This window comes from Gordonibacter faecis, assembly GCF_030077735.1.
Lineage (GTDB): Bacteria > Actinomycetota > Coriobacteriia > Coriobacteriales > Eggerthellaceae > Gordonibacter > Gordonibacter faecis.
The window spans coordinates 14,970-36,957 of record NZ_JASJEU010000004.1; the positions used below are offsets into that span (position 1 = coordinate 14,970).

Annotated in this window: 19 protein-coding genes; 6 read left to right on the forward strand and 13 right to left on the reverse strand. The window is 59.8% G+C overall.

Annotated elements, in window-relative coordinates:
• Window positions 1-100 precede the first annotated feature (100 nt).
• The 6 genes from QNJ86_RS02090 to QNJ86_RS02115 all read right to left on the reverse strand — a co-directional run bounded on the left by QNJ86_RS02090 (window position 101) and on the right by QNJ86_RS02115 (window position 7,617).
• Window positions 101-529, reverse strand: a complete 429-nt coding sequence (locus QNJ86_RS02090) for an arginine repressor (protein WP_283830916.1) — start codon at window positions 527-529, stop codon at window positions 101-103.
• Window positions 530-699: 170 nt separating this feature from the next.
• Complete coding sequence (locus QNJ86_RS02095) at window positions 700-1,971, reverse strand: aspartate aminotransferase family protein (RefSeq protein WP_283830917.1); 1,272 nt, start codon at window positions 1,969-1,971, stop codon at window positions 700-702.
• Window positions 1,972-2,153: 182 nt separating this feature from the next.
• Entirely contained in the window at window positions 2,154-3,137 is a 984-nt protein-coding gene (gene argB, locus QNJ86_RS02100) for an acetylglutamate kinase (protein WP_283830918.1), read from the reverse strand.
• On the reverse strand, window positions 3,134-4,474 hold the full coding sequence (gene argJ, locus QNJ86_RS02105) for a bifunctional glutamate N-acetyltransferase/amino-acid acetyltransferase ArgJ (RefSeq protein WP_283830919.1): 1,341 nt from the start codon (window positions 4,472-4,474) through the stop codon (window positions 3,134-3,136). Before argJ ends, argB begins: the two co-directional genes overlap by 4 nt.
• A 76-nt stretch (window positions 4,475-4,550) precedes the next feature.
• On the reverse strand, window positions 4,551-5,615 hold the full coding sequence (argC, locus tag QNJ86_RS02110) for an N-acetyl-gamma-glutamyl-phosphate reductase (RefSeq protein WP_283830920.1): 1,065 nt from the start codon (window positions 5,613-5,615) through the stop codon (window positions 4,551-4,553).
• Window positions 5,616-5,772: 157 nt separating this feature from the next.
• Window positions 5,773-7,617, reverse strand: a complete 1,845-nt coding sequence (locus QNJ86_RS02115) for a polysaccharide biosynthesis protein (protein WP_283830921.1) — start codon at window positions 7,615-7,617, stop codon at window positions 5,773-5,775.
• Between the two features lie 131 nt (window positions 7,618-7,748).
• On the opposite strand from QNJ86_RS02115, the gene QNJ86_RS02120 reads away from it, so the two are divergent.
• The 3 genes from QNJ86_RS02120 to QNJ86_RS02130 all read left to right on the forward strand — a co-directional run bounded on the left by QNJ86_RS02120 (window position 7,749) and on the right by QNJ86_RS02130 (window position 10,091).
• On the forward strand, window positions 7,749-9,053 hold the full coding sequence (locus QNJ86_RS02120) for a glutamate-cysteine ligase family protein (protein WP_283830922.1): 1,305 nt from the start codon (window positions 7,749-7,751) through the stop codon (window positions 9,051-9,053).
• A 58-nt stretch (window positions 9,054-9,111) separates the two neighbouring features.
• Complete coding sequence (locus tag QNJ86_RS02125; RefSeq protein ID WP_283830923.1) at window positions 9,112-9,546, forward strand: FKBP-type peptidyl-prolyl cis-trans isomerase; 435 nt, start codon at window positions 9,112-9,114, stop codon at window positions 9,544-9,546.
• Between the two features lie 116 nt (window positions 9,547-9,662).
• Window positions 9,663-10,091, forward strand: a complete 429-nt coding sequence (locus tag QNJ86_RS02130; protein ID WP_283830924.1) for an FKBP-type peptidyl-prolyl cis-trans isomerase — start codon at window positions 9,663-9,665, stop codon at window positions 10,089-10,091.
• 295 nt (window positions 10,092-10,386) lie between these two features.
• On the opposite strand, the gene QNJ86_RS02135 is transcribed toward QNJ86_RS02130, so the two are convergent.
• From QNJ86_RS02135 to QNJ86_RS02150, 4 genes are all read right to left on the reverse strand, one after another.
• Complete coding sequence (locus QNJ86_RS02135) at window positions 10,387-11,211, reverse strand: hypothetical protein (protein WP_283830925.1); 825 nt, start codon at window positions 11,209-11,211, stop codon at window positions 10,387-10,389.
• A 446-nt stretch (window positions 11,212-11,657) separates the two neighbouring features.
• Window positions 11,658-12,542: a methionyl aminopeptidase gene (locus tag QNJ86_RS02140; RefSeq protein ID WP_283830926.1), complete on the reverse strand. Its 885-nt coding sequence runs from the start codon at window positions 12,540-12,542 to the stop codon at window positions 11,658-11,660.
• A gap of 40 nt (window positions 12,543-12,582) precedes the next feature.
• Entirely contained in the window at window positions 12,583-13,302 is a 720-nt protein-coding gene (locus QNJ86_RS02145; RefSeq protein WP_283830927.1) for a TVP38/TMEM64 family protein, read from the reverse strand.
• A 125-nt stretch (window positions 13,303-13,427) separates the two neighbouring features.
• Window positions 13,428-14,291, reverse strand: coding sequence for a DegV family protein (locus QNJ86_RS02150; RefSeq protein ID WP_283830928.1), 864 nt, complete (start codon window positions 14,289-14,291; stop codon window positions 13,428-13,430).
• Window positions 14,292-14,768: 477 nt separating this feature from the next.
• Between QNJ86_RS02150 and QNJ86_RS02155 the strand changes: the two genes are divergently transcribed.
• From QNJ86_RS02155 to QNJ86_RS02165, 3 genes are all read left to right on the forward strand, one after another.
• A complete protein-coding gene (locus QNJ86_RS02155) occupies window positions 14,769-15,491 on the forward strand; it encodes a LytR/AlgR family response regulator transcription factor (RefSeq protein WP_283830929.1) in 723 nt (240 codons plus the stop codon).
• 129 nt (window positions 15,492-15,620) lie between these two features.
• Window positions 15,621-15,878 (forward strand): type II toxin-antitoxin system prevent-host-death family antitoxin, encoded by a 258-nt coding sequence (locus tag QNJ86_RS02160; protein ID WP_283830930.1) that lies wholly within the window; start codon window positions 15,621-15,623, stop codon window positions 15,876-15,878.
• 3 nt (window positions 15,879-15,881) lie between these two features.
• A complete protein-coding gene (locus QNJ86_RS02165) occupies window positions 15,882-16,166 on the forward strand; it encodes a type II toxin-antitoxin system RelE/ParE family toxin (RefSeq protein ID WP_283830932.1) in 285 nt (94 codons plus the stop codon).
• Between the two features lie 56 nt (window positions 16,167-16,222).
• Here the strand turns inward: QNJ86_RS02165 and pheT are convergent, their stop codons facing one another.
• The 3 genes from pheT to QNJ86_RS02180 all read right to left on the reverse strand — a co-directional run bounded on the left by pheT (window position 16,223) and on the right by QNJ86_RS02180 (window position 21,933).
• Window positions 16,223-18,694 carry a phenylalanine--tRNA ligase subunit beta gene (gene pheT, locus QNJ86_RS02170; protein WP_283830933.1) on the reverse strand — a complete coding sequence of 824 codons (2,472 nt, stop codon included), beginning with the start codon at window positions 18,692-18,694 and terminating at the stop codon, window positions 16,223-16,225.
• Window positions 18,695-18,974: 280 nt separating this feature from the next.
• Complete coding sequence (gene pheS, locus QNJ86_RS02175; RefSeq protein ID WP_283830934.1) at window positions 18,975-20,036, reverse strand: phenylalanine--tRNA ligase subunit alpha; 1,062 nt, start codon at window positions 20,034-20,036, stop codon at window positions 18,975-18,977.
• Window positions 20,037-20,577: 541 nt separating this feature from the next.
• Window positions 20,578-21,933, reverse strand: a complete 1,356-nt coding sequence (locus tag QNJ86_RS02180; RefSeq protein WP_283830935.1) for an InlB B-repeat-containing protein — start codon at window positions 21,931-21,933, stop codon at window positions 20,578-20,580.
• Window positions 21,934-21,988 lie beyond the last annotated feature (55 nt).

Below are 21,988 nucleotides of genomic sequence, written 5' to 3' on the forward strand. Positions count from 1 at the left end.
GCGATGGCGTGAGCGCCGGGCGGCCCTCACGACTTATGCTGCGGTGCAGCTTGGGGGGAAAGGAGGGGGAAAAGCGAGCCCTCGCGAGAAAGTAGACGACTTAACGTCGTCGCAGACGGTCGATGGCGCGCTCAACTTCGATAGCGGCCTCAGGGCTCTCGGCAGCAATCATGATGGTGTTGTCTCCGGCAACGGTGCCCAATGCGCCGCGCAGGCTCGCCTTATCGAGCGCTGCGGAGACGCCGGCGGCTCCGCCGGAGAACGTCTTAACCACGATGAGATTGCCAGCCACATGTACCTCTTCAACCAGTTCAGAGACCATCCGCTGGAGGCGCATTTCCTCCGGCAGCACATAATAGCCGTCGCGGGACTTCACCAGACCCATGTCCATGATGTCCCGAGAAATGGTGGCTTGAGTGCAATCGTAGCCAGCAGCCTGCAGCTGATCCGCAAGATCACGCTGCGTCTTGACATTATGCTCGCGAATGATGTCGCGAATAATGTCATGCCGTTGCTGACGTTTTCTCATGCCCTCCACTCTCTATTAGCGGCGAACTATCACATTCAGTCTCACAGCCATTCGCCGAATATGCAGAAATTCGCAAGTCCGGCAAAATTTATGCAGTAAATAGTAACCCATGACACCGTGTTTGCGAACCCTGAATTTTCAAAAGGCCGCAAAGTTTCGACAAATGTGCGTTAGACGGCCGCCAAAAGCGGCGCCAGGCGTTCAATAAGAGTGTCAATGTGCGCCAGTTCGCAGACAAGCGGCGGCAGGAAGCGCAGCGTGTGCGGGCCGGTGGCGTTGAGCAGGAGGCCCTTGTTAAGGGCGCGCAGCACCACGTCGTTGGCGTTCACCGTTTCGTCCACGTCGGCGGCTACCATGAGGCCGAGGCCGCGCACCTCCTTTATATGCGGCAGCTGGGCAAGCTGTTCGCGCAGATAGGAGCCCGTGCGCTCCACGTGGGCGGCAAAACCTTCGTCGGCAAGCGTACGTAGCGTGGCTTCTGCTGCGGCAACGGCCAGACAGCTGCCGCCAAACGTACTGCCGTGGTCGCCGGGGCCAAACGCGCGTGCCACCTGGGCGCGCGCCGCGCACATGCCCGTTGGCATGCCGGAAGCGACGCCCTTGGCGATAGTTACCACATCGGGCACAATGCCGAAGCGTTGGAACGCGAACGGCGTGCCGCAACGGAAGATGCCGGTTTGCACTTCGTCGCACATGAGCAGCGCGCCGTGCTCGTGCGTGAGGTTGCGGGCAGCCTGCAAGAACTCAGGCGTGCAGGGGTGCACACCGCCTTCGCCCTGCACACACTCCACCATGACGGCGCAGATTTCTGTGCCACGACGGGCGAACAGGTCTTCTAGGGCGGCCACGTCGTTCAGCGGCACGTGGGCGAAGCCGTCGGGCAGGGGCTGGAAGGCTTCCTGCTTGGCAGGCTGCGCCGTAGCGGCCAACGTGGCCAGCGTGCGGCCGTGGAAGCTGCGATCAAGCGTGACAATCACGCGGGGTGCGGCGGCCTCGGCTGCGTGAATGGCTTCCTCGTTGCCGCCCGCGGCGCGTACCTGATCAGCGGAGTGCTTGCGCGCGTAAAGACGCGCCAGCTTGATGGCGCACTCGTTCGCTTCGGCACCCGAGTTCGCAAAGAAGCTTTCCCACGGCTCGGCGTCGGAGGCGGCCCCTTCGTTTAAGAGGTCGGACAGGCGCTTGGCCACTTCACCACGCTGCTCTATATAGTAGTAGTTGCTCACATGGATGAGCTTTTCGGCCTGGCTTTGCAGCGCCTGCACCACGGCGGGATGGCAGTGACCCAGGCTGATAACGCCAATGCCAGCAATGAAGTCCAGGTAAGTGCGCCCCTGGTCGTCCTCAACCTCCATGCCGCGGCCGCGTACAAGTTCGACGGGCTTGCGCCCAAACGTGTGCATGACGTAGGTCGATTCCAATTCCTGCTGGTGCTGAAGGCTCATGCGAGCATCCTTTCAATCAGTGGTACTGAGCTCTACAACAAGAGCCCTTTACCCGCCAGGTTGACCGTAGGGCAAGGGTTCTACCCTTGCCGATAACTACGTCTGACCTGCAATTTTCCCAATGCCGAGCGGCAAGGGCAGAGCCCTTGCCCTACGGAGAACCCCTTAGGGGCACAGCTATGTTACGACTGGCTTCCCCCTGCGTTTTGGAGCGCCTGCTGGCGGTTCTCCAGAAGTTTGGAGGCGAAATTGCCGAGCGGGTGTGCATCAAACTTGCATGCCTCTTCGGTGGAGTGCATCGTGGTGCCCACGCCGGTGCTGGTGAGCAGCTCCAACAGCAGCGAGTGCGGCGTGGTGCCGTTGATGATGTGAGCACGGAACACGCCGGATTCGAGCGCATGCACGCACGACTTGAGCTTGGGGATCATGCCCGTGGACACGATGTTGTTCTCGATGAGATACTGCGCCTCGAACAGCGTGAGGTTCGAGATGAGCGAGGACTTGTCCTGGAAGTTTTCGTAGAGGCCGTCCACATCGGTGAGGAAGACTACCTTGTGCGCGCCGATGGCGGCGGCGATGTGACCGGCAACCATGTCGGCGTTCACGTTGTAGAAGCCGCCGTCTTCGCCGAGCGCCACCGAGGCAACCACAGGGATGTAGTCGCCGGCGACCAGGTCGTCGAGCAGAGGTGAGTTGATGCGCGTGATGCGCCCCACACGCCCGAGGTCGGGTGAGGCCTGTTCAGCCACAATAACGCCCGCATCCGCGCCCGACACGCCCACGGCGAAGTTACCGTGCTCGTTCAAGGCTTCAACCAGCTCCAGGTTCACCTTGCCCATGAGCACGGTACGCACCAGGTCCATGGACTCGGGCGTGGTGACGCGCTGACCGTCCTTGAACTCGACGGGCAGCTCCATGCGATCCATGGCAGCCGTGATGGCTTTGCCGCCGCCGTGCACGATGACCGGGTTCACGCCAACAATTTTGAGCAGCACGATGTCGTTCATGACATCGGCGCGCAGCTCTTCGTCGACCATGGCCGAGCCGCCATACTTGATGACCACCGTTTTGCCGGTGATGTTTTTGATCCAGGGAAGTGCCTCGACGAGCACTTCTGCGGCTTTGTGGGAAACACCCTTGGGGCGCGTGTCCTTTGCGTACTTCATGAGCGGTAATCTCCGTTAATCGTGACGTAGTCGTGGGAAAAATCGCAGGTCCACATGGTGGATCCGGCGTCGCCGGCACCGAGGTCGACATCGATAATGATTTCGGGTGCTTCGAATCGTCGGAGCGCTTCGTCTTCATCGAACGGCACGGTGAGTCCCTTGCGGCACACGGGCAAACCCAGGATGTCGATGGCCGCCTCTTCCTGGCGGAAGACGGCACCCGACTTGCCGATGGCCATAGCCACACGACCCCAGTTGGCGTCATGCCCGTACACGGCCGTTTTCACGAGCGGCGAATTTGCGACCGCACGGGCGGCGGCGTCGGCATCTGCCTGGTTGGCCGCGCCGGTGACGTTCACCGTCACAAGACGCGTGGCGCCTTCGCCGTCGGCGGCCATCTGGCGTGCAAGGTTCTGACACACAGCATTGAGCGCCTGCTGGAACGCGGCGAGAGCGGGTGAGCCGGGTGCGAAGGACTGCACGCCAGCAGGTGCGGCCGCGCCGTTAGCAAACAGGAAGCATGAGTCGTTTGTGGAAGTGTCTGAATCCACCGTGACCTTGTTGAAGCTGTTGTTCACGGCTTCCGTCAGCGCATGGTGCAGCACGTCGGACAACACGGGCGCGTCGGTGGTGATTACGGATATCATCGTGGCCATGTTCGGCATAATCATGCCGGAGCCTTTTGCCATGCCCCCTACCGTAAAGATGCAGCCGGGATACCCAATGTCGCTCCCGTCGAAGCTGACGGCAGCTTCTTTCGGGCGCGTATCCGTGGTCATGATGGCGCGCGCAGCATCTGCCCCACCAGCAGCGGAAAGAGCAGCGTGGGCGACGGGAAGTCCCGCTTCGAACGGTTCGAGCGACAGATGTTCGCCAATGACGCCGGTGGAAGCCACCATGACTTCTTCCTGCGCGCAGCCAACTACCTCGGCCGTAAGGCGCGCCGACGTGCGGGCGGTTTCTAGACCGCGCTCACCCGTTGCTGCGTTCGCGTTACCCGAGTTCACCACCACGGCGCGCGCCGTTCCGTACGCTGGCTCGCCAGCCGCGGCCCCCAAGTACTCGCGCGAGACGCTCACCGGCGCCGAACAAAATACGTTTTTGGTGAACACCGCAGCGCACGCGCACGGTTCGTCGGCAACCACAAGCGCCAAGTCGAATCGCTCGGGGTTCTTGCGAAAGCCAGCATGCACACCTGCGGCACGAAACCCCTTCGCCGAGGTAACACCGCCCCCTTCGAGCGGAGACGAGGGCGCGGGACCCGCTGGCGCAGCAGGCGCTCCCTGGTCGCGCAGTGGCGCGGGCGCCGCGGAGGCGATTGCGGGATGGTCGATCATGGGCTGCCTCTTTCTTGGTTCTTACTGAGGGGATGACCTTTGCTGGAGAGTGCTCGCAAGGGTCGTGAAAGGTTGCCTACACAGGCACGGCGATGGCGTCAAAACCTCGTCGTTCGGGCAGGCCACACACCACGTTTGCACACTGCAGCGCCTGACCGGCTGCCCCCTTGCCCAGGTTGTCGATAGCGCACACGGCAATGAGCATACGCGCAGAAGCGTTCACAGCGAGGCCAATATGGGCGTTGTTTGTACCAACAACCGAGGACGTCTTCGGCATGGAGCCCGCGGTGAGCACCTGCACAAACGGTGAATCCTCGTAGAAGGTGCGGTAGTGTTCCACATACACGGCCGCATCAAGGGGCGCGTCGGGTGCCAGCGGGATATTCACCGTGGACAGCAGGCCGCGATTCAGCGGAGCAAGGTGCGGCGTGAACACGAGGCGGCCTTGTAGGCCCAGTATCTGTTCGATCTCGGGAGTGTGACGATGCGAGGCTACGCTATAGGCCTCCACGTTTTCGTCGGCGAAGCAGAAGTGTGTGCGTGCGCTGGCCTTCTTGCCGGCACCCGTCACGCCCGATACGGCGTCAACCACCACAACGCCATCCGGCGCAGCTTGCCCCCCACGCACGGCAGGCGCTGCCGCGAGCGAGGTAGCCGTGGGGTAGCAACCCGCGCACGCCACCAGCACGCCCTCGCCTGCCTCCCGGCTCGCGTGAACGCGAGTGAGATCAGCCCGAAAGAGTTCAGGCAGGCCAAATGCCGCGCGAGACAGCAGCTCGGACTGGGTATGGGGCGTGTTGTACCACTGCTCGTAGACGGCTGCATCCTTGAGGCGGAAATCGGCCGACAGGTCGATAACCGTCGCGCCACGCGCAACCAATGCGGGTGCCATCGACAGCGCAGCCGTGTGCGGCACCGCGAGAAACACCAGGTCACAAGTCTCAAGAGCCGGGTCATCGTGCGTGATAAACGTGAGGTCGGTGGCACCGGTAAAGCCAGGATATTCCACGGCAACGGGAGTGCCAGCAAGCTCGTTGGAAGTGACGGCAACCAAATTCAGGTCGGGGTGGCGCAGCACAAGGCGCACCAATTCGATGCCCGCAAACCCTGCTGCTCCCACAATTCCCGTTGTGATGGCCATGTTGCTCCTCGCCTGTACTTCCAAAATAGTGCGCCTGCACAAAAATGCGCTTCAAGCCCGGTTTTCATCATCCTAAGAAAGAAACGGACGTTTTGCAAGGCGCGCAATGAAATAGTTACACTTATCTTTGCGCTCTGCGAAACCGCGGACGCCTCATTTAGCAGTTCTTCGTGTGGTGGTAGGTGGGGACGGCGGTTTCGAGGATGTGGATTGCTTCCTCGTCGGTTTTGCTGATGGCGGCTTCCAGTTCGTCAAGCTTGGCGGCCACTTCGTCGTAGCTGATTTCTTGACCGGTGGAAATCATGATAGAGGCGTTGTTGGTGGGAAGCGTGCTTTCCTCATCCATGAGCAGTTCTTCGTACATCTTCTCGCCATCGCGCAAGCCGGTGAACACGATGTTGATATCCACGTCAGGCACGAGGCCTTGCAGCTGGATGAGGCCCTTCGCCAAGTCGACAATTTTGACAGGCTCGCCCATGTCGAGAATAAATATCTCGCCGCCGCGTGCCATACCACCTGCCTGGATAACCAGGCGCGACGCCTCGGGAATGGTCATGAAGAAGCGCTCGATTTCCGGGTGCGTCACCGTGACAGGGCCGCCTGCGGCAATCTGGCGCTGGAACACCGGAATAACACTGCCATTGGAGCCCAGCACGTTGCCGAATCGCACGGCGGAAAAAATGGTTTTTGATGTGCGTGCGTAGTACTGCATCACCATCTCGCCCATGCGCTTCGTGGCACCCATGACGCTGGTAGGATTCACGGCTTTGTCGGTGGAGATGAAAATGAAGCGTGCGGCACCAAAGGCGTCGGCGGCGCGCACCACATTCAGCGTGCCGAACACGTTGTTGTGCAGCGCCTCGCGCGGACAGGACTCCATGAGCGGCACATGCTTGTGGGCGGCCGCATGGAATACAGCACCCGGGCGATACTTCGCGAACAGTTCGTTCACACGCGCTTCATCACACACGCTGCCAATCTCAATGACGAGATCGATGTCGTCATACTCGCCCAGAAGTTCGTTGCGCAGCATGTAGGCATCGTTTTCGTAGATGTCGAAGATAACGATGCGTGCGGGAGCAACCTTGCACAGTTGGCGGACAAGTTCGCTACCGATTGATCCGCCGCCGCCGGTGACAAGCACCGTCTCGCCAGCAATGTAGCCCGACACCGCGCGCGTGTTCAAGATAATTTCCTCGCGGCCAAGCAAGTCGGCCACATCCACGTCACGCAGCTTCACGTCGCCGATCTCGTCGAGCGAGAGTTCGCGGACATTCGGCAGGGTACGCAGCTTACAGTCGGTCTTCGTGCATTCGCCATAGATGCGCTTGCGCTCTTCCGGCGTGGACGAGGGAATAGCCACGACAATTTGCTCGATGTCGTATTTGTCTACCAGATCAACAATGTCATCAGTGCCGCCTTCTACCTTCACGCCATGGATGCGGCTGCCGCGCTTGGAAGGATCATCATCGGTGGCCACGAGCGGAATGCCAGGCATGTAGGGATCCTTCGAAGCCATGCGACCAATGGCCAGCGAGCCGGTCTCACCCGCACCCACGATGAGGGTGCGCGGGCGGTCACACGCACGCTGCGACGAGGCAAGTGCGCGGCCCTTCTGCCGCATGATGCGGAATATGAACCGTATGCCTCCCATGAAAAATATCAGTAAGATGCACGAGACAACGAACACACGAATGGGTAGGCGCACGTCGATGATCCACAAAAACACAGCACCGACCAGTGTGGAAAGCACCACCGCCAAAACGATTTGAATCACTTCGTCAATACTGGCGTATTCCCAGAGGTTGTTATACATCCTGAACAACCCGAGCACCGCCACATTGATAAGAGCAAGAATACCCAACATGAAGTAGATCTCGTTGTTAACGAAAACCTCGCCCTCCACGTCGGTCAAAAGCGATGCAAACCAATAGGCGGCATACGTCGCTACGATGTCAAGCAACAAGAGAAGCGCTGTTCTTTTTGTGATGTGAGCATCCACGTGTAGCCTCGTCCTTTAGTGGAATAAGCGAAACGTCGTCATTTCACTGACAAGCTCGCCGATCGAAAGGTTATTGTATACAAAGTAACGTTATCTTGCACTTGACCCACGCGCCTTCAGGAGTTTGCTACATGAATAAAACAGCCCAAGTGAAAGCACCCACCATAGAAACCCCCGTTCACACAGCCCAGCCGGCGCGGGAAAGCAACATCGACGCCATCGTTTCGTACTTCGAAAGCGGCATCAAGCCCGCTTCGGTGCGGGGCGAGCTGGGCATTGAGCTGGAGCACACCATTGTGCGCGACGATTTGTCCCCCGTTTCGTACCACGGTGCACACGGAGTGGAGTGGCTTTTGGAGCAGCTGCAGGCCTCCTTTCCTCAGACAACACGCGACCCGGAAGGCGATCTTCTGGGCGTGGCGCGCCCTCGCGAAGCCGTGACCATTGAGCCGGCGGCACAGCTTGAGTTGTCGGCGGGACCCTTCGAGAACTTGGACGAGGCGCTTCACACCTTCGAGGCGTTTGAGCGCGACCTTACAGAGGTACTGTCCCCCGTGGGCGAGCGTGCGCTCACGATAGGCTACCACCCCACAGCGGCTGCGCTGGATTTGGAGCTTATTCCCAAGCGCCGCTACAAGTTCATGGACTTGTACTTTTCCGAGCGAGGGCCGTTTGGGCAGCGCATGATGCGCGGTAGCGCGTCTACCCAGGTGTCGATTGATTACTGGTCGACAGCCGACTGCTTGCGCAAGCTGCGCCTGGCGTTTGCTTTGGTGCCGCTGTTTTCGCTCATGTGCGACAACTCCCCCGTGTTCGAGGGAAAGCCACGCACCCACCAGCTTGTTCGCACCGAGATATGGGAAAAGTGCGATCCCGACCGCTGCGGACTGGTACCCGGCGTGATGGACCCCGCCTTCGACCTGCGCCACTATGCTGAATATTTGTTGGACACCCCCGCCATTCTGGTACCCTGTCGCAAGGAGCAGTGGTGCTATTCCGAGCGCACGTTCGGTGATATCTATGCCACGCGTACGATGACGCGCGCCGAGGTGGAGCACGCGGCGTCGATGTTCTTCAATGACGTGCGGCTGAAGACCTATATTGAGATACGGCCCGCCGATGCGCTGCCCATTCCGTATGTGGTGGCCTATGCTGGCATAGTTAAAGGGCTCTTCTACAGCGCAGCTAACTTGGACGCACTCGACGAACTGTTTGCGAAGGTAAGCGCTGCCGATGTGAACGACGCCAAGGCCGCACTCATGGCACACGGATACGAGGCGCAGGTATACGGGCGTCCTGTCGCAGAGCTTGCCGACCGCGTGATGGAATTGGCTCATGCAGGGCTGAGTGAACATGAGCAGCCCTATCTTGCCCCCTTGGCGCAGCTGGTAGCCCGCCGCACTACGTTGGCAAGTCTGAGCGAACAGCACAACTAACAGGACACGTGCGACAGTTCGATAACACGGCACGGCGTATCGCATGAAGGAGGTCCTTATGGACCATACCAACAAGATGGTGACGGTGGCATACAAAGGGTTCTTCGACGATGGTTCGGTGTTCATCGACCAAACCAGAGAGCCCATTGAGTTTCCCTGCATAGAGGGTTGGATGCCTCCCGTCTTCATTGAAACCGTGCGCGACATGGCTATAGGCGAAACGCGCACTGCGCACGTGAGCCCAAGTGAAGCGTACGAAGAGCGTACCGACGAGCGCATCATCGACATAAAACGCGAGAAGATACCCGCCAGCGTTCGGTTGGTGGTGGGCGAGATGGTAAACCTCGAACAACCCGACGGCCAAACCTTCCCTGCGCGGCTCATATCGCTTGACGATGAGGTGGCCTTATTCGACCTGAACCACGACGCCATCTGCAAGGCGCTCAACTTCGAGTTCACGCTTTTGGACGTGAACGACTTGCCCGACCGCTGAGCAACTGAGCGACAGACTTGTGACGACTTGGAGAGACTTTCAAGCCGCAGCCAGGGTTCTACGAACCCGTAAGGTAGACTGAGTCTACTGTTTTTTGATCGAGAGGAGCTCTTTTCATGAGCAACGAAGGTAAAAAGGTCAAGGTCCACTACACGGGCACGCTGGATGACGGCACGAAGTTTGATTCCTCGGTTGACCGCGGTGAGCCTATTGAGTTCACCTGCGCCGCTGGCCAGATGATTCCGGGCTTCGACGCAGCCGTGAAGGATATGGAGCAAGGCGAAACGAAGACCGTACACATTCCCGCAGCCGAAGCGTATGGCGAGCGTCGCGACGACATGGTGCAGAAGGTGCCCGTTGACCAGATTCCCAATGGCGACCAGCTGCCGGTGGGCCAGACCATCTACATGCGTGGCCCGAGCGGCCAGCCTTTCCCCGTGTTCGTGGAATCCATCGAAGACGGCGTAGCCACGTTCGACATGAACCATGAGCTGGCAGGCAAGGACCTCAACTTCGAGATTACGCTGGTTGAAGTCTGCGACTAATCGCACCTCTGTGCACGTTGCCTCGAAAGGCGCCTTCGGGCGCCTTTTGTTATTGAGAGACCCAAGCGCTACCATGGAAGAGCCTCTTCCTCGAAGCAGCAAGGCACGCGTGGGAAGGCCAACGTCCCGCAACCACCGCCTCCGAACAGGAGTTTTTCAAGAGCGCGGGGCGACAGCACTACCAAAGCATCTTCGCTCCCCTCCTTTACGAGCACGGGGGCATCGGCGGTACGCACAAGGCGCGCAAGGGTGCGCGTGTTTTCTACAAAGGAAAGCTGGACAGCATTCATTACCCTCACCCCCTCTCCAGGCGAACGGCCAAATCGAGCAAGCGCTCAGTAAAGGTATACAGTGCGTTGTGATTGATGACCGCAATGCGGCGAGCCAAGCGTTGCGAGGTTTTACGGTCGAGCGAGTCGAGGTGCGGCACGGGAGTACACGAGGCTTCCTTCTCCGGAGCGTCGCCGAGTACGCGCGCCGCCTTCTCTTGCGCGGCACGGGACTGCACCTTGTCGTATTCGAAGCCGAAGAACGTCATCTCCCAGTAGGCGCTGGCCAGCGCCACGTAACGCTCACGCCGACACCAGCCGCTCCCGAGCCACACCTTGCACCCCAGCGTGTCTTCCCAGGGAGCAAGCGTGTACGTTCGCTCCAGACCAGCCCAGTCGCCGTCATCTACCCGGGGGCTTTGAGGCCCCAAAACCTTTCGCAAGCGCTTATCCGCCTTCTTGACCTCCTTATACGAAGCAGCGGGGCCGCCCGTCGCGCGAACAAGCCGACGCGCGCTTTTCTCATCAAGCACAGGCACCAACGCCGCATGGAGACGCCAGCTGATAGACCAGTCCCGCGCGCTCAACACATACGATTCACGCGGCACCAGTACCCAGTTGCGGTTCGCCTGCGGGTTAACGGTAAGCGCCATCATCGCATCGAGCGAAGCGTTGAGCCGCCGGCACATAGAAGCACGCTCTTCCCTGGTAGGCCGCCAGCCCCGACAGGCAAAATCATCTATGACAACCCGCGCAAACACCTCGCGATCACACGTCGCGAGCGCTTCCTGCAGCGTGGGAAGATCACTCAAGCGCAGGTGCTTGTGCTTCTTCACAGAATGCTTGCTCATGACAGCCTCCCCTCATAAGAAGGCCTAGCTTTGGAGGCATGAGACAGTTGGAAAGCTCCTGCGACATGACGGGCACACACGTGCGCGGACATGGCAAGACACCTCGCTTCCCTGCGTTCCCGGGCGGAGAGGATCTTGCAAGCGTGGTACGGGCGGCAGGGAACACTGCCGCCATCTATGGGCTGCGGTATTACGAAAAAGCAATAACCGAAACAGCGCTTGCACTGGCTCTTTTTGTTCGCCGACAGTATAGCATAGTAATAGAACGTTTGTTTGCAAAATTGGAAAAAATTGGAACAATTGTACGCAACTTGAAGACCCTCAAAACACGCAGGCAGACGCGCCCCTAAGACGCGGCGAGGGCATCTTCCTCTTGACTTCGTGCTTGACGGGTGAACAGGCAAAAAGCACTCACTTCGCCTTGAAGGCACCCGTCACCACCAACACTACCAGCTCAGCAGTTCGTAGCCGTCTTCCGTAACCACCAGCTGAACTTCCCACTGCGCGGTATCGCTTCTGTCGGCAGTGCGCACCGTCCAGCCGTTCGGATCGGTCATGTCAATTTCCTGCGCGCCGGCGTTAATCATGGGTTCAATAGTGAACGTGAGTCCCGGCACCAGTACCATGCCCGTACCCGCCTCAGCCACATGGCTCACAAAGGGGTCTTCGTGAAAATCGAACCCGATGCCGTGGCCACCAAACTCGCGCACCACCGTGAAGCCGCAGCTGTTCGCATACGCCTTCACCGCCGCGCCCACATCTCCAATGAAACCCCAGGGCTTCACGGCCGCCAAACCGGCCTCAAGAGCCTTCTTCGTCTCGTCTACCAGGCGCTTCCGCTCCGCCGACACCTCACCAATGCAAAACATGCGCGAAGAATCCGAATAGTAGCCGTCCAAAATAGTGGAGCAGTCCACGTTCACGATGTCGCCCTCGGCGAGCACGTGGTCATCCGACGGAATGCCGTGGCACACCACCTCGTTTACCGAGGTGCACACGCTGTTGGGGAAGCCCTCGTAGCCGAGGTCGGCCGGAATGCCACCGTGCTCCACCGTGTAATCGTGCACCCAGCGGTCAATCTCGCCCGTGGTGGTGCCCACCGTAATATGTTCGGCCACGTAATCGAGCACACCGATATTAATAGCGGCGCTGCGCTTAATGCCCTCAATGTCGGCCGGCGTTTTCAGCAGATCGCGCGGGGGCACTTCGAACCCCTGGTCGGCCAGGTTTTGCAGGCGCTCATCGAACGTGAGGTGACACTTCTTGTACTTCTTGCCGCTGCCACACCAACATTCATCGTTGCGGCCGGGCTGGGGCTGTCCATCATACATGCAGGTATTCCTTTCGCTCGCGGGCTATTGTACCGCGAACTTAGTGTTTGTCGTTGGGGTTTCGCGAAGATCGACGTGTCACCCGGTGATAGATAAGCATGCCCGCCAGCACAAACACCGCCGTGATGGCGAACACGAGCGCCGTGGCACGCCAGTCCCCCGCCGCCGCATACGACGAGGCCAGCGTGGCCGCCACCACCGAGGGCAACCGCCCCACCGTGGTGACAACCACCAGGTGAGTAGGCCGCATACCCGCCAGCGCAGCGAAGTACGCCATGATATCTTTCGGCAGCCCGGGAATGAAGAACGCCACAAGAATGGCCAAGTCGAAGCGCTGTGAATACTTGAGACGCTGCAACTGCTCGCGGCGTTTGGGCGACACCAGCACCCGCAACACCTTCTCGCCAAAGCGGCGCACAATGCCAATAATGGCAAGGCAGCCCACCACGCTGGCCGCCAGATACACCAACGCGCCTTCCCAAAAGCCAAACGCATAGCCGGCCGCCAGCTCAAGCGGCTCGCTGGGCACAATGACGGTGACCTCCTGCAACACCACCAGCACCCCTAGCGCAAAGGGGGCAAGCGGACCCAGGCGCTCCACCTGCTGCTGCACTACATGGCCATTCGTGAGATACGCAAGTACCGTGCGCCCGTGCGTGGCCAGCAGCACGACGGCGACCACAACCACAACGGCCAGCGCCGCAAGGATCGCAATCCGAATATGCCGCGCCCGCTGCTCCTGCCGATCCGGCTCGCCCATCGCCCGCCACCTTCCGCTTCCGCCTTCGCTTCGCTCGTATGCCACCAGCCATTGTCATACGAAGCACGCGCGTGTGCGCGTGCGGCGGGAAACGGTTCGTTGAAGACCGGGTTACGAAGGCGCGCTTACGCGAACTGCTTCTTCGCGCAACCAATGCCGAGGGCACCGGGGCCCACGTGACACGCGATGCTCAAGGGAAGGCGGGCCACGTGAACAGCATCCGTGGCGAAATGGTCGCGAATGTCGGCGGCGAAGGATTCGGCATCTTCGTCGCGATTCGTGTGGGCGACGTAGAGGTGCACGTGCTCAACGCTGGTGAAACGCCGCTCAATGTCGGTAGCGAGCGCCTTGATCATGGTGCGCTTGGCGGCTTTGAACGACTTCGCAATAGCGAACGCGTCCAGCTTCTCGCCCTGAATTTGCAGGATAGGCTTGATCTTCAGCAAGGAACCAATGGAGGCAACCGCCGGCGTGATGCGCCCGCCTTTGCGCAGGTAGTCAAGTGTGTCCACCATAATATAAATGCTTGCGTCAAGTTTCGTGCGCTCAAGCAGCGCGGTCACCTCGGCGGCGGTGCGGCCCTCAGCTACCCAGCGCAGAGCATCAAGCACAGCCTCGCGCTGCGTGACGGAAATGCGCTGGTTGTCTACCACGTGCACGCGCCCGTCGAAGTGCTCCGCCAGCGCATGAGCGGTCTCGCACGACCCAGAAAGGCCGCTTGACATGGGAATATAAATAATCTCGGCATATGTTTCCAGCAAGTCGCGCCACAGTTTTCCCAAGTCAACAAGGGAGGGCTGCGAGGTAACGATGTCGGCACCCTCAGCCAGACGCGCGTAGAACTGCGGGGCGCTTAGGCTCACGTCTTCGAAGCATTCCTCGCCGTCTACCACAAACGGCATGGGCACCACGTGGACGCCGAGCGCCTTAGCCTCGTCGCTCATGATGCCGCTGTTTGTATCCGTCACAAGCGCGATACCCTCGGTCATGTGTCCGCCCTTCTTTCCCCGGCGGCACGCAACCGCTCTGCGGTGGGCACCCCTGGCCCACCCTTCTCCTCGTGCGTCAAATTATAGCGTCATAGGTTTGGGCGAAGACCCAAGCGTGCACGGAGCCACGCCATCTTCATGCATGACACGCGCTCTTTGTTTTAGCAAGCAGCTCAGTGCAGGTTTCCGCAGAAGGGAACCGGTCTCCCTCGGCCGCCGTGTCATGCTCCTTCGCACGACCGCAAAAACGACGACAGCCACGGCTTGCGCGCGGCGTGCTACACTTCCCCCGACAGCGCTTCTTGGGCCTGGTTAGCACGTACGTGACACAAAAAGCCCGTTTCAGGCACGAAAAGAACCCTCACCATCCGAGTGAACTGCGAAAATAGGAAGGAGGCCGCGATCAGCATGGAAGGCGTCCAGCCCGCACATGATCGGGGCCTTGCTGTGTCCCGCCTTCACTGGAGAAAGAGGCCCATGAGAATCGCGATCGTCGACGACTGCTCCGCCGATGCCGAAGCGCTCGAGCACGCCATCGTCGCCCATCTGACGCGTCGCGGGCGCACGTGCGAAACAGCGCGGTTTTCCGAGAGCGGCGGGCTTTTCGCGAAGGACACACTGGCGTTTGACCTGATATTTCTCGATATCTATTTGGGCGACGAAAACGGCATTCGCATTGCCGAGCGCCTGCACGAGGAACGCTACCCGGGGCTGGTGGTATTCACCACCGTGTCGGCCGACCACGCGGTGGACGGGTTCCGCGTGCGCGCATTCCACTACCTGATGAAGCCCTACACCGACGAGGATTTGGCCGTGGTGCTGGACGAAGCCCTCGCGCGCCTGGCGACGGACGAAACGGTGCTTTTGGCCCGCGACGGCGCGGTGCCGGTAAATGTGCCGCTGTCGCGCATTCGCTATGTGGAAACCGACGGCCATTATTTGATGGTAAACACCGAGGCCGGGCTCTTGCGCTGGCGGCAGTCGTTCGCCCGCCTTGTGGACATGCTGGCTTCCTACCCGCAGTTTTTCACCTGCCACCGCGGCATCATGGTGAACCTCGACCACGTGAGCGAACTCACCGACGACGGCTGCTTCATCATGGAAGGCGGCAAACGCCTCCCCGTGCGCCGTTCCTCCCACGCCGAAGCCCGCCGCCGCTACTTCGACCGCCTCTTCGCCGCCACCCGCGACGCGGAGTAAATAAGTAAGGAAAATCGCCGCACATTCGGTTAACAGTTTTCTTTCTAAATAGACCTATTTTTAGACCTATTATTGATACCTTTTTAAGGTCAATCCATGCTATACTCACCTTAAGAAAAGGAGGTTTCTATGACTATGTCAACGTTTACCGTCGGGCTGTCCGAAGCCAAAGCGAATCTGAATAAAATCGCAAACCTTGTCAATGAGACAGGCCAATCAGTCACTGTCTTTAAGCGCAATCGCCCCTATATCACCATTTCACCTGCCCAGGAAACACCCAACGAGGAAACCCTTGAGGCTATGCAGCAATCCGAAGCCATGCGAAATGACCCTCGAACAAAAATATACCGAAGCGCTGAAGAGCTGTTTTCGGAATTGGGAATATAACTCATGTATAAGTTCTACCGAACGCCAAATTTCGAGCGCGACGTTAAACGGTGCCTTAAAAAACATCGTGATATGAATGAATTCAAAGCGGCTGTCGTTGCTGTGCTCAACTCTGATACAACGCCTATCCCGCTTTCGTTCAATGATCATGCTTTAAAAGGCAGTCTTCAAGGCAAGAGAGAACTCCATATAGGTGGAAGAAAAAGCGATTGGCTCATTATATATAGTAGAGAAAACGAGGTCGTGGGCTTCGAAAGAACGGGAACACATGATGAGTTGTATCGATAGCTATTAGTGAGTGTGATTAAAAGCCGGGCGAGGGATTCGCCCGGCTTTTTTGGTTGTTAGCCGCGAACTTCGGCGCCGGTGGCGGCGCTTACTTTTTTGATGAGGCGGTCGTGGGTTTTGTCGACTTCCTCGCTGGTGAGGGTGCGGTCGGAGGCGCGGTACGTGAGGGCGAACGCCATGGACTTCTTACCAGTGCCGACGCGCTCTTCGTCGCGGTAGACGTCGAACAGGCGCGCGTCTTCCAGCAGCTTGCCGCCGGCTGAACTCATGCACTGCATCAGCTTCTCGCAGGTCACGGCTTCGTCAACCACAAACGCCACGTCCATGGACACGGCGGGGAATGTGGGCACATCCACGTAATCGCGCGCGGGACGGCTAGCCTTCACGAGCGCGTCCACATCCAACTCGAACGCCACCACCGGCGCGTCGGCCTCAAACGCGTCCACGGCCAGCGGGTGCACCTCGCCTACCCAGCCAAGCTCGGTGCCGCCGGACAGCACCGCCGCCGCACGGCCAGGCTGCAGGTGCGGGGCCTCGTCGGCGGCAAGCGCCTTGAAGCGCACCTTCGGCAGCGCCAGTTCGCGCGCGAGGTTTTCCACCACGCCCTTGCCGTCGAAAAAGTCGAACGCAGCGGGCGCGTCGTTCCACCCAGCGTCGCGCATGGCACCGGCCAGGACACCGGCCAGCTTGCGCTTCTCCTTCGGCTGCTTTTTGCCCTCGTGAGCGAAGAACACCATGCCCGACTCGTACAGCTGCACGTTCTTCACGCCGCGGCTTTGATTGTAGGCAACGCTACGCAGCAGACCAGGGATAATGCTCTGTCGCATAACGGATTGGTCGGCGTTCAGCGGGTTGATGAGCTCCACCGGTTCTCCCAGACCATCAGCGGGCAGGCGCAAGCGCTCAAGGTCGCCCGGCTCGGCGAACGAGTAGGTCATCGTCTCGTTCAGGCCGCTCGCGCGCAGGGTGTGGTTGATGGTATCCATGGTGCGCTCGGCCGGCGTACGCGTGCCCACGCGCTCGCGGCCGCCGGGCAGCGTGGCCGGAATGCGATCCATGCCCCAGAGGCGCAGCACTTCCTCATACAGGTCGATTTCGCGCACGAGGTCCGGGCGGAATGTGGGTGCGGTCACGGCCAGCGTGTCGGCATCCGCGGCGTCCGCCACCTCGCAGCCGAGGCGCACAAGAATGTCGGCAATGAAGTCGCGCGGAATGTCCGCGCCCATCATGACACAGAAGCGCGGAATGCGGAATGCAAGCTCCACCGGCTCAGACACGCGCGGCCACACATCCACGATACCTGCATCATTGGCGCGCGCGACGCTCACGGTACCGCCCGCCACCTCGGCAATGAGCGCGGCGGCCGCGGCGGAGCGCGCCTCAATGTCGTGATCATCCACGCCGCGCTCGTAGCGCAGCGAGCTTTCGGAGATAAGACCCAGGTTACGGCTCGTGCGGCTGGTGCGACCAGCCTCGAACGTGGCAGCCTCAAGCAGGATGTTCACCGTAGCGTCCGTGACTTCAGTGTCGAGCCCGCCCATGACACCAGCCAGCGCCACCGCGCCCTGCTCAGGCGTGGCAATAACCGTCATATCGGAGGTGAGCGTGCGTTTCTCGCCATCGAGCGTGGTCAGCTGCTCGCCGTCCTTGGCCGCGCGAATCACCACGTGCGCACGCCCGTCAGCACCAGTGAGTTTGTCCAGGTCGAACGCGTGCAGCGGCTGGCCCAGCAGGAACAGAATGTAGTTCGTCACGTCCACGATGTTGTTGATAGAACGCTGACCGATGGCCGCTAGGCGCTCGACCATCCAGTCGGGGCTCGGCCCCACCTTGCAGCCGCGAATGACGCGCGCCGTGTAGCGCGGGCAGCGCACGTCGTCTTCGATGGTTATCTGCACGGCTTCGTCCACCGGCGTTGCGGCCACATCAAGCTGCATCTTTGCGGCCATCTCGCCGAGCGGGTTCGTCCACTCTTTCTGGTACATCGCGCCCACTTCGCGCGCGAAGCCCGCCATGCTCAGGCAGTCGGGGCGGTTCGGCGTAATCTCCAGGTCAAGCACCGTGTCGGAAAGCTTCGCGTAGTCGGCAATGGGCATGCCCACGGGCGCGTCATCCGGCAGAATCCAGATGCCCTCGTGGTCGGCCCCCATGCCCAACTCGCGACGCGAGCAGCACATACCCGCGCTTGCCACCCCGCGCAGCTTCGACTTTTTTATCTTCAAATCGCCCGGCAGCACCGCGCCCACCGCGGCCACCGGCACCTTGATGCCCGCCACGATGTTCGGCGCGCCGCACACAATCTGCACCGGCTCGTCCGCACCCACGTTCACCGTAACCACGTGCATATGGTCGCTATCGGGGTGCGCCTCGCACGTCTCCACGTGCCCAACGACCACACCATCCAGCGCCGCCCCCGTCTTCTCCACACCTTCCACACCCGTGCCCGTCAGGTCAAGCCGGTCGCAGAACGCCTTAATGTCAGTCGGCACTTCCACATAGTCGGAAAGCCACTTGAGAGATACTTTCATGTTGTTCTTCCTTCTATCTTTAGCCGCTGCATGCGGCCCCGTTGCTCTCTTTGCTATCGCCGCACGGGATCCTTCGACTCCGCGCTACGCACTCCGCTCAGGATGACAAGCTATCCGCAGCCTCGCACTCCGCTCAGGATGACAAGCTGTGACGCACTCCAAGTAGATCGACAACCTAAGCGCTCGCGAAGGGACGGTGGGCGATGCCCACCAAGCGAGTTCCGCAGCGAAGCGAGGACTGTCTGAGCGACTGGGCGTCGCCCACCGCCCCGCCACAAAACTAAAACTGCCGCAAGAATCGCATGTCGCCTTCAAGCAGCATGCGCAAATCCGGCACGTTGTACTTCAGGCAGGCGATGCGCTCCACCCCCATGCCGAAGGCGAAGCCGGAATATTCCTCCGGATCAATCCCCGACATGGAAAGCACGTTCGGGTCCACCATGCCGCAACCAAGAATCTCAATCCAGCCCGTGCCCTTGCACATGCGACACCCTTCGCCGTGGCAGATGCCGCAGCTCACATCCACCTCGGCGGACGGCTCCGTAAACGGGAAGAAGTGTGCGCGGAACCGCGTCTTGCGCTCCGGCCCGAACACCTGCTTGCACAGGTAGTCCATCGTGCCCTTCAGGTCGCCAAAGGTGATCCCGCGATCAACCACCAAGCCCTCGATCTGGTGAAACTGCGGCAGGTGGGACGGGTCGGCCACATCGCGGCGGTATACCTTGCCCGGCGCAATCACGTAGATGGGCAGCTCTTCGTCCTCCATCGCGTGCACCTGTACGCCGGAGGTTTGCGTGCGCAGAAGCACGTCGGATTCGCCACGCACGTTGCATTCGGCACCCGAGCGGTCAACCACGTAGAACGTGTCGGCCAAACCGCGGCTGGGGTGATCGGCCGGTGCGTTCAGCGCTTCGAAGTTGTAGTAGCACGTCTCCACCTCAGGCCCCTCGGCCACCGAGTAGCCCAGGCCCAAGAAGATCTCGGAAATTTCGTCGATGATGCCATTGATCAGGTGGCGCGTACCCATCTGCTGCGCGCGGCCGGGCAGTGTCACGTCCACGGCCGCCGCGTCGATGGCAGCCGCCAGTTCCGCAGACTCAAGCGCGGCCTTGCGCTCGGCCAGCGCGGCCTCCACTTCCACGCGCACCTCGTTTACGGTCTTGCCCACCTCGGCGCGCTCTTCCTTCGGCACCTGGCCCATGCTGCGCAGGTACCCCGTGAGCGAGCCTGACTTGCCGAGCACCGCCACGCGCACCTGGTCAAGCGCTGCGGTGTCGGCCGCCTGCGCGATGTCGGCCAGCGTCTGCTCGCGCAGCGCCGCCACTTCCTCCACGATTGCCATCAGCTTCTCCCGTTCCTTTCCGTCTCTTCTCGCCTCTGCGAAGCGCCGTGCTCGGCCCCCGCGCCAAACAAAAAGAGCCTTCTCGCGTCCTTGCCCGTTGGGGAGTGATCCCCGGATCCAAGGACGAGAGAAGGCTCTCGCGGTACCACCTCGGTTGACGGCTGCGCCAACGCGCGTGCCGCCCGCTCGTTTTGCCCTGTGACGGGAGCACCCGGCGCGTCCTACTTGAGCGTCTCGCCGCAGGCCGCTGGGCCATGGGCGTCCGCGTTCAAACGCGCTGCTCGGAAGGGAATCGTCGCGCGTGCCGTCCGGGCCCTTTCAGCCGGTGAAGCCCGTCTCTGAGGGCGGCAGTGATGCACGACGCTGTCTTCGTCATCGCATGTAACCGTGAAGTATACCCCAACGAACGCCAAGCGCGCCCACTTTTCCGCAGAGGTTTCACGGAAGAAGGAGGAAGAAGGTGGGAGAAGGTGGCCGCACATTGACCGCATGACCCATGGCGGAGCGGGTGATCCCCACCGCGGGTCATGGCGCGCCGGCATTAGGAAGAAGGAACAGCTTCCACCTCATAAGAGAGGTTAGCAACAGCTACTTGGGCATCTGCTAGGTAGTTGAGCTGTGCTCCTTCGGGAAGAGACATACCGAAAGCAACTGCAAGATTGGAATTAGCAGCTATAGTCCAGCCGCCAGTAATGGTTTCACCTGCTGCAGGTGTGGTAAGAGGAACCTTCACTTCCGCCCCAGAACCCTTGGGAGGCGTAAGCAGAACACGTACACCCTTTATGGTTGTTTCGTTAGCGAAAAGCGAGGTAGCATCCTCACCTTGCTTGCTGATAACCGAGGTTACTTTGATAGGTTCAGCCGAAGTGGACATAAACTCAAGATCTTCCCCCGTGACGTTGCCCGAAGCATCCACCTGAATAAGAACAGCAGTGGGGAACTTGAAGTTGAGTTGTAAGTTCCAGTGAGCTTTAAGTGTCACGTTGTCAGTATCTTTGTCCCAGTCGGCTTTGCTTTCACCCTTCTCGTCGTAGTACTGCTTGTTGTTGTCATCAAAGTAACCAGCAAACGTGTAGCCACCCCTGTCAGGGATTTTGATCTTTGGCATAGGGGCATCATAGGTAACAACTGCTGTGACATCGCCATCTTTGCCCTCAGCGAAGTCAAACTTCACCGTATAGGTCTTTGCCTTCCACTGGGCATACAAGGTATCGCCCGAGGTTTTGTCCCAGTTCTGAGCACTGGTTCCGTCAGCTTTGTAGTATTGATTACCACCAGCTTGAGCGTCAAAGTAGCCTAAGAACTCGTAACCCTTCTTTGTTGGAAAAGATGAAATAACCTCCATGGAAGAATTATAGGTAGCAGTGGACGCAGTAGGACCACCTGAGCCGGTATTTGGGTCAAATTTAACAGGGTAAGTATCAGCCTTCCACACAGCATACCAAGTGGCAGACTGCGTAGTTTTCGTCGGCAGTTCTTCCGCCTCCCCCGTCGGCGTTGTGGACCAGCCATCAAACTTGTAGCCGGGCTTTTTGGGATCTTCAACAGGAGCGACTGTAGGTTGAAGCAGTGTAACATCGAAGCCTTGAGTTGTCGCTGCACCCCACATACCACCATTGCCACTAAAAGTCACTCGAACCGTAATGAGCTTAGTGCTGTTGGAGTTGGTCACACGGAGACCGATAGGCGTTTTGCCTGGCTGGCCTCCTTCACCTGCTGACTGATTTTTGGACGAGTCAGTAACACGCAACCCTATAAGCGCAGTACCGAAGTTGCCGGCATCCGCCGCAATAGCAGGGACGGGCGCCAGAGCCGTCAGTACAAATGCACAAGCAAGTGCGTACGTCACAACATGCCAGGTGAACCGAAAGTTTGATATGTTTTTCTTGCTTGACATGCTTGTCGGTATCCCTTCCAATAATGCAATTACTTGGGACTTATAACAAAAGGCT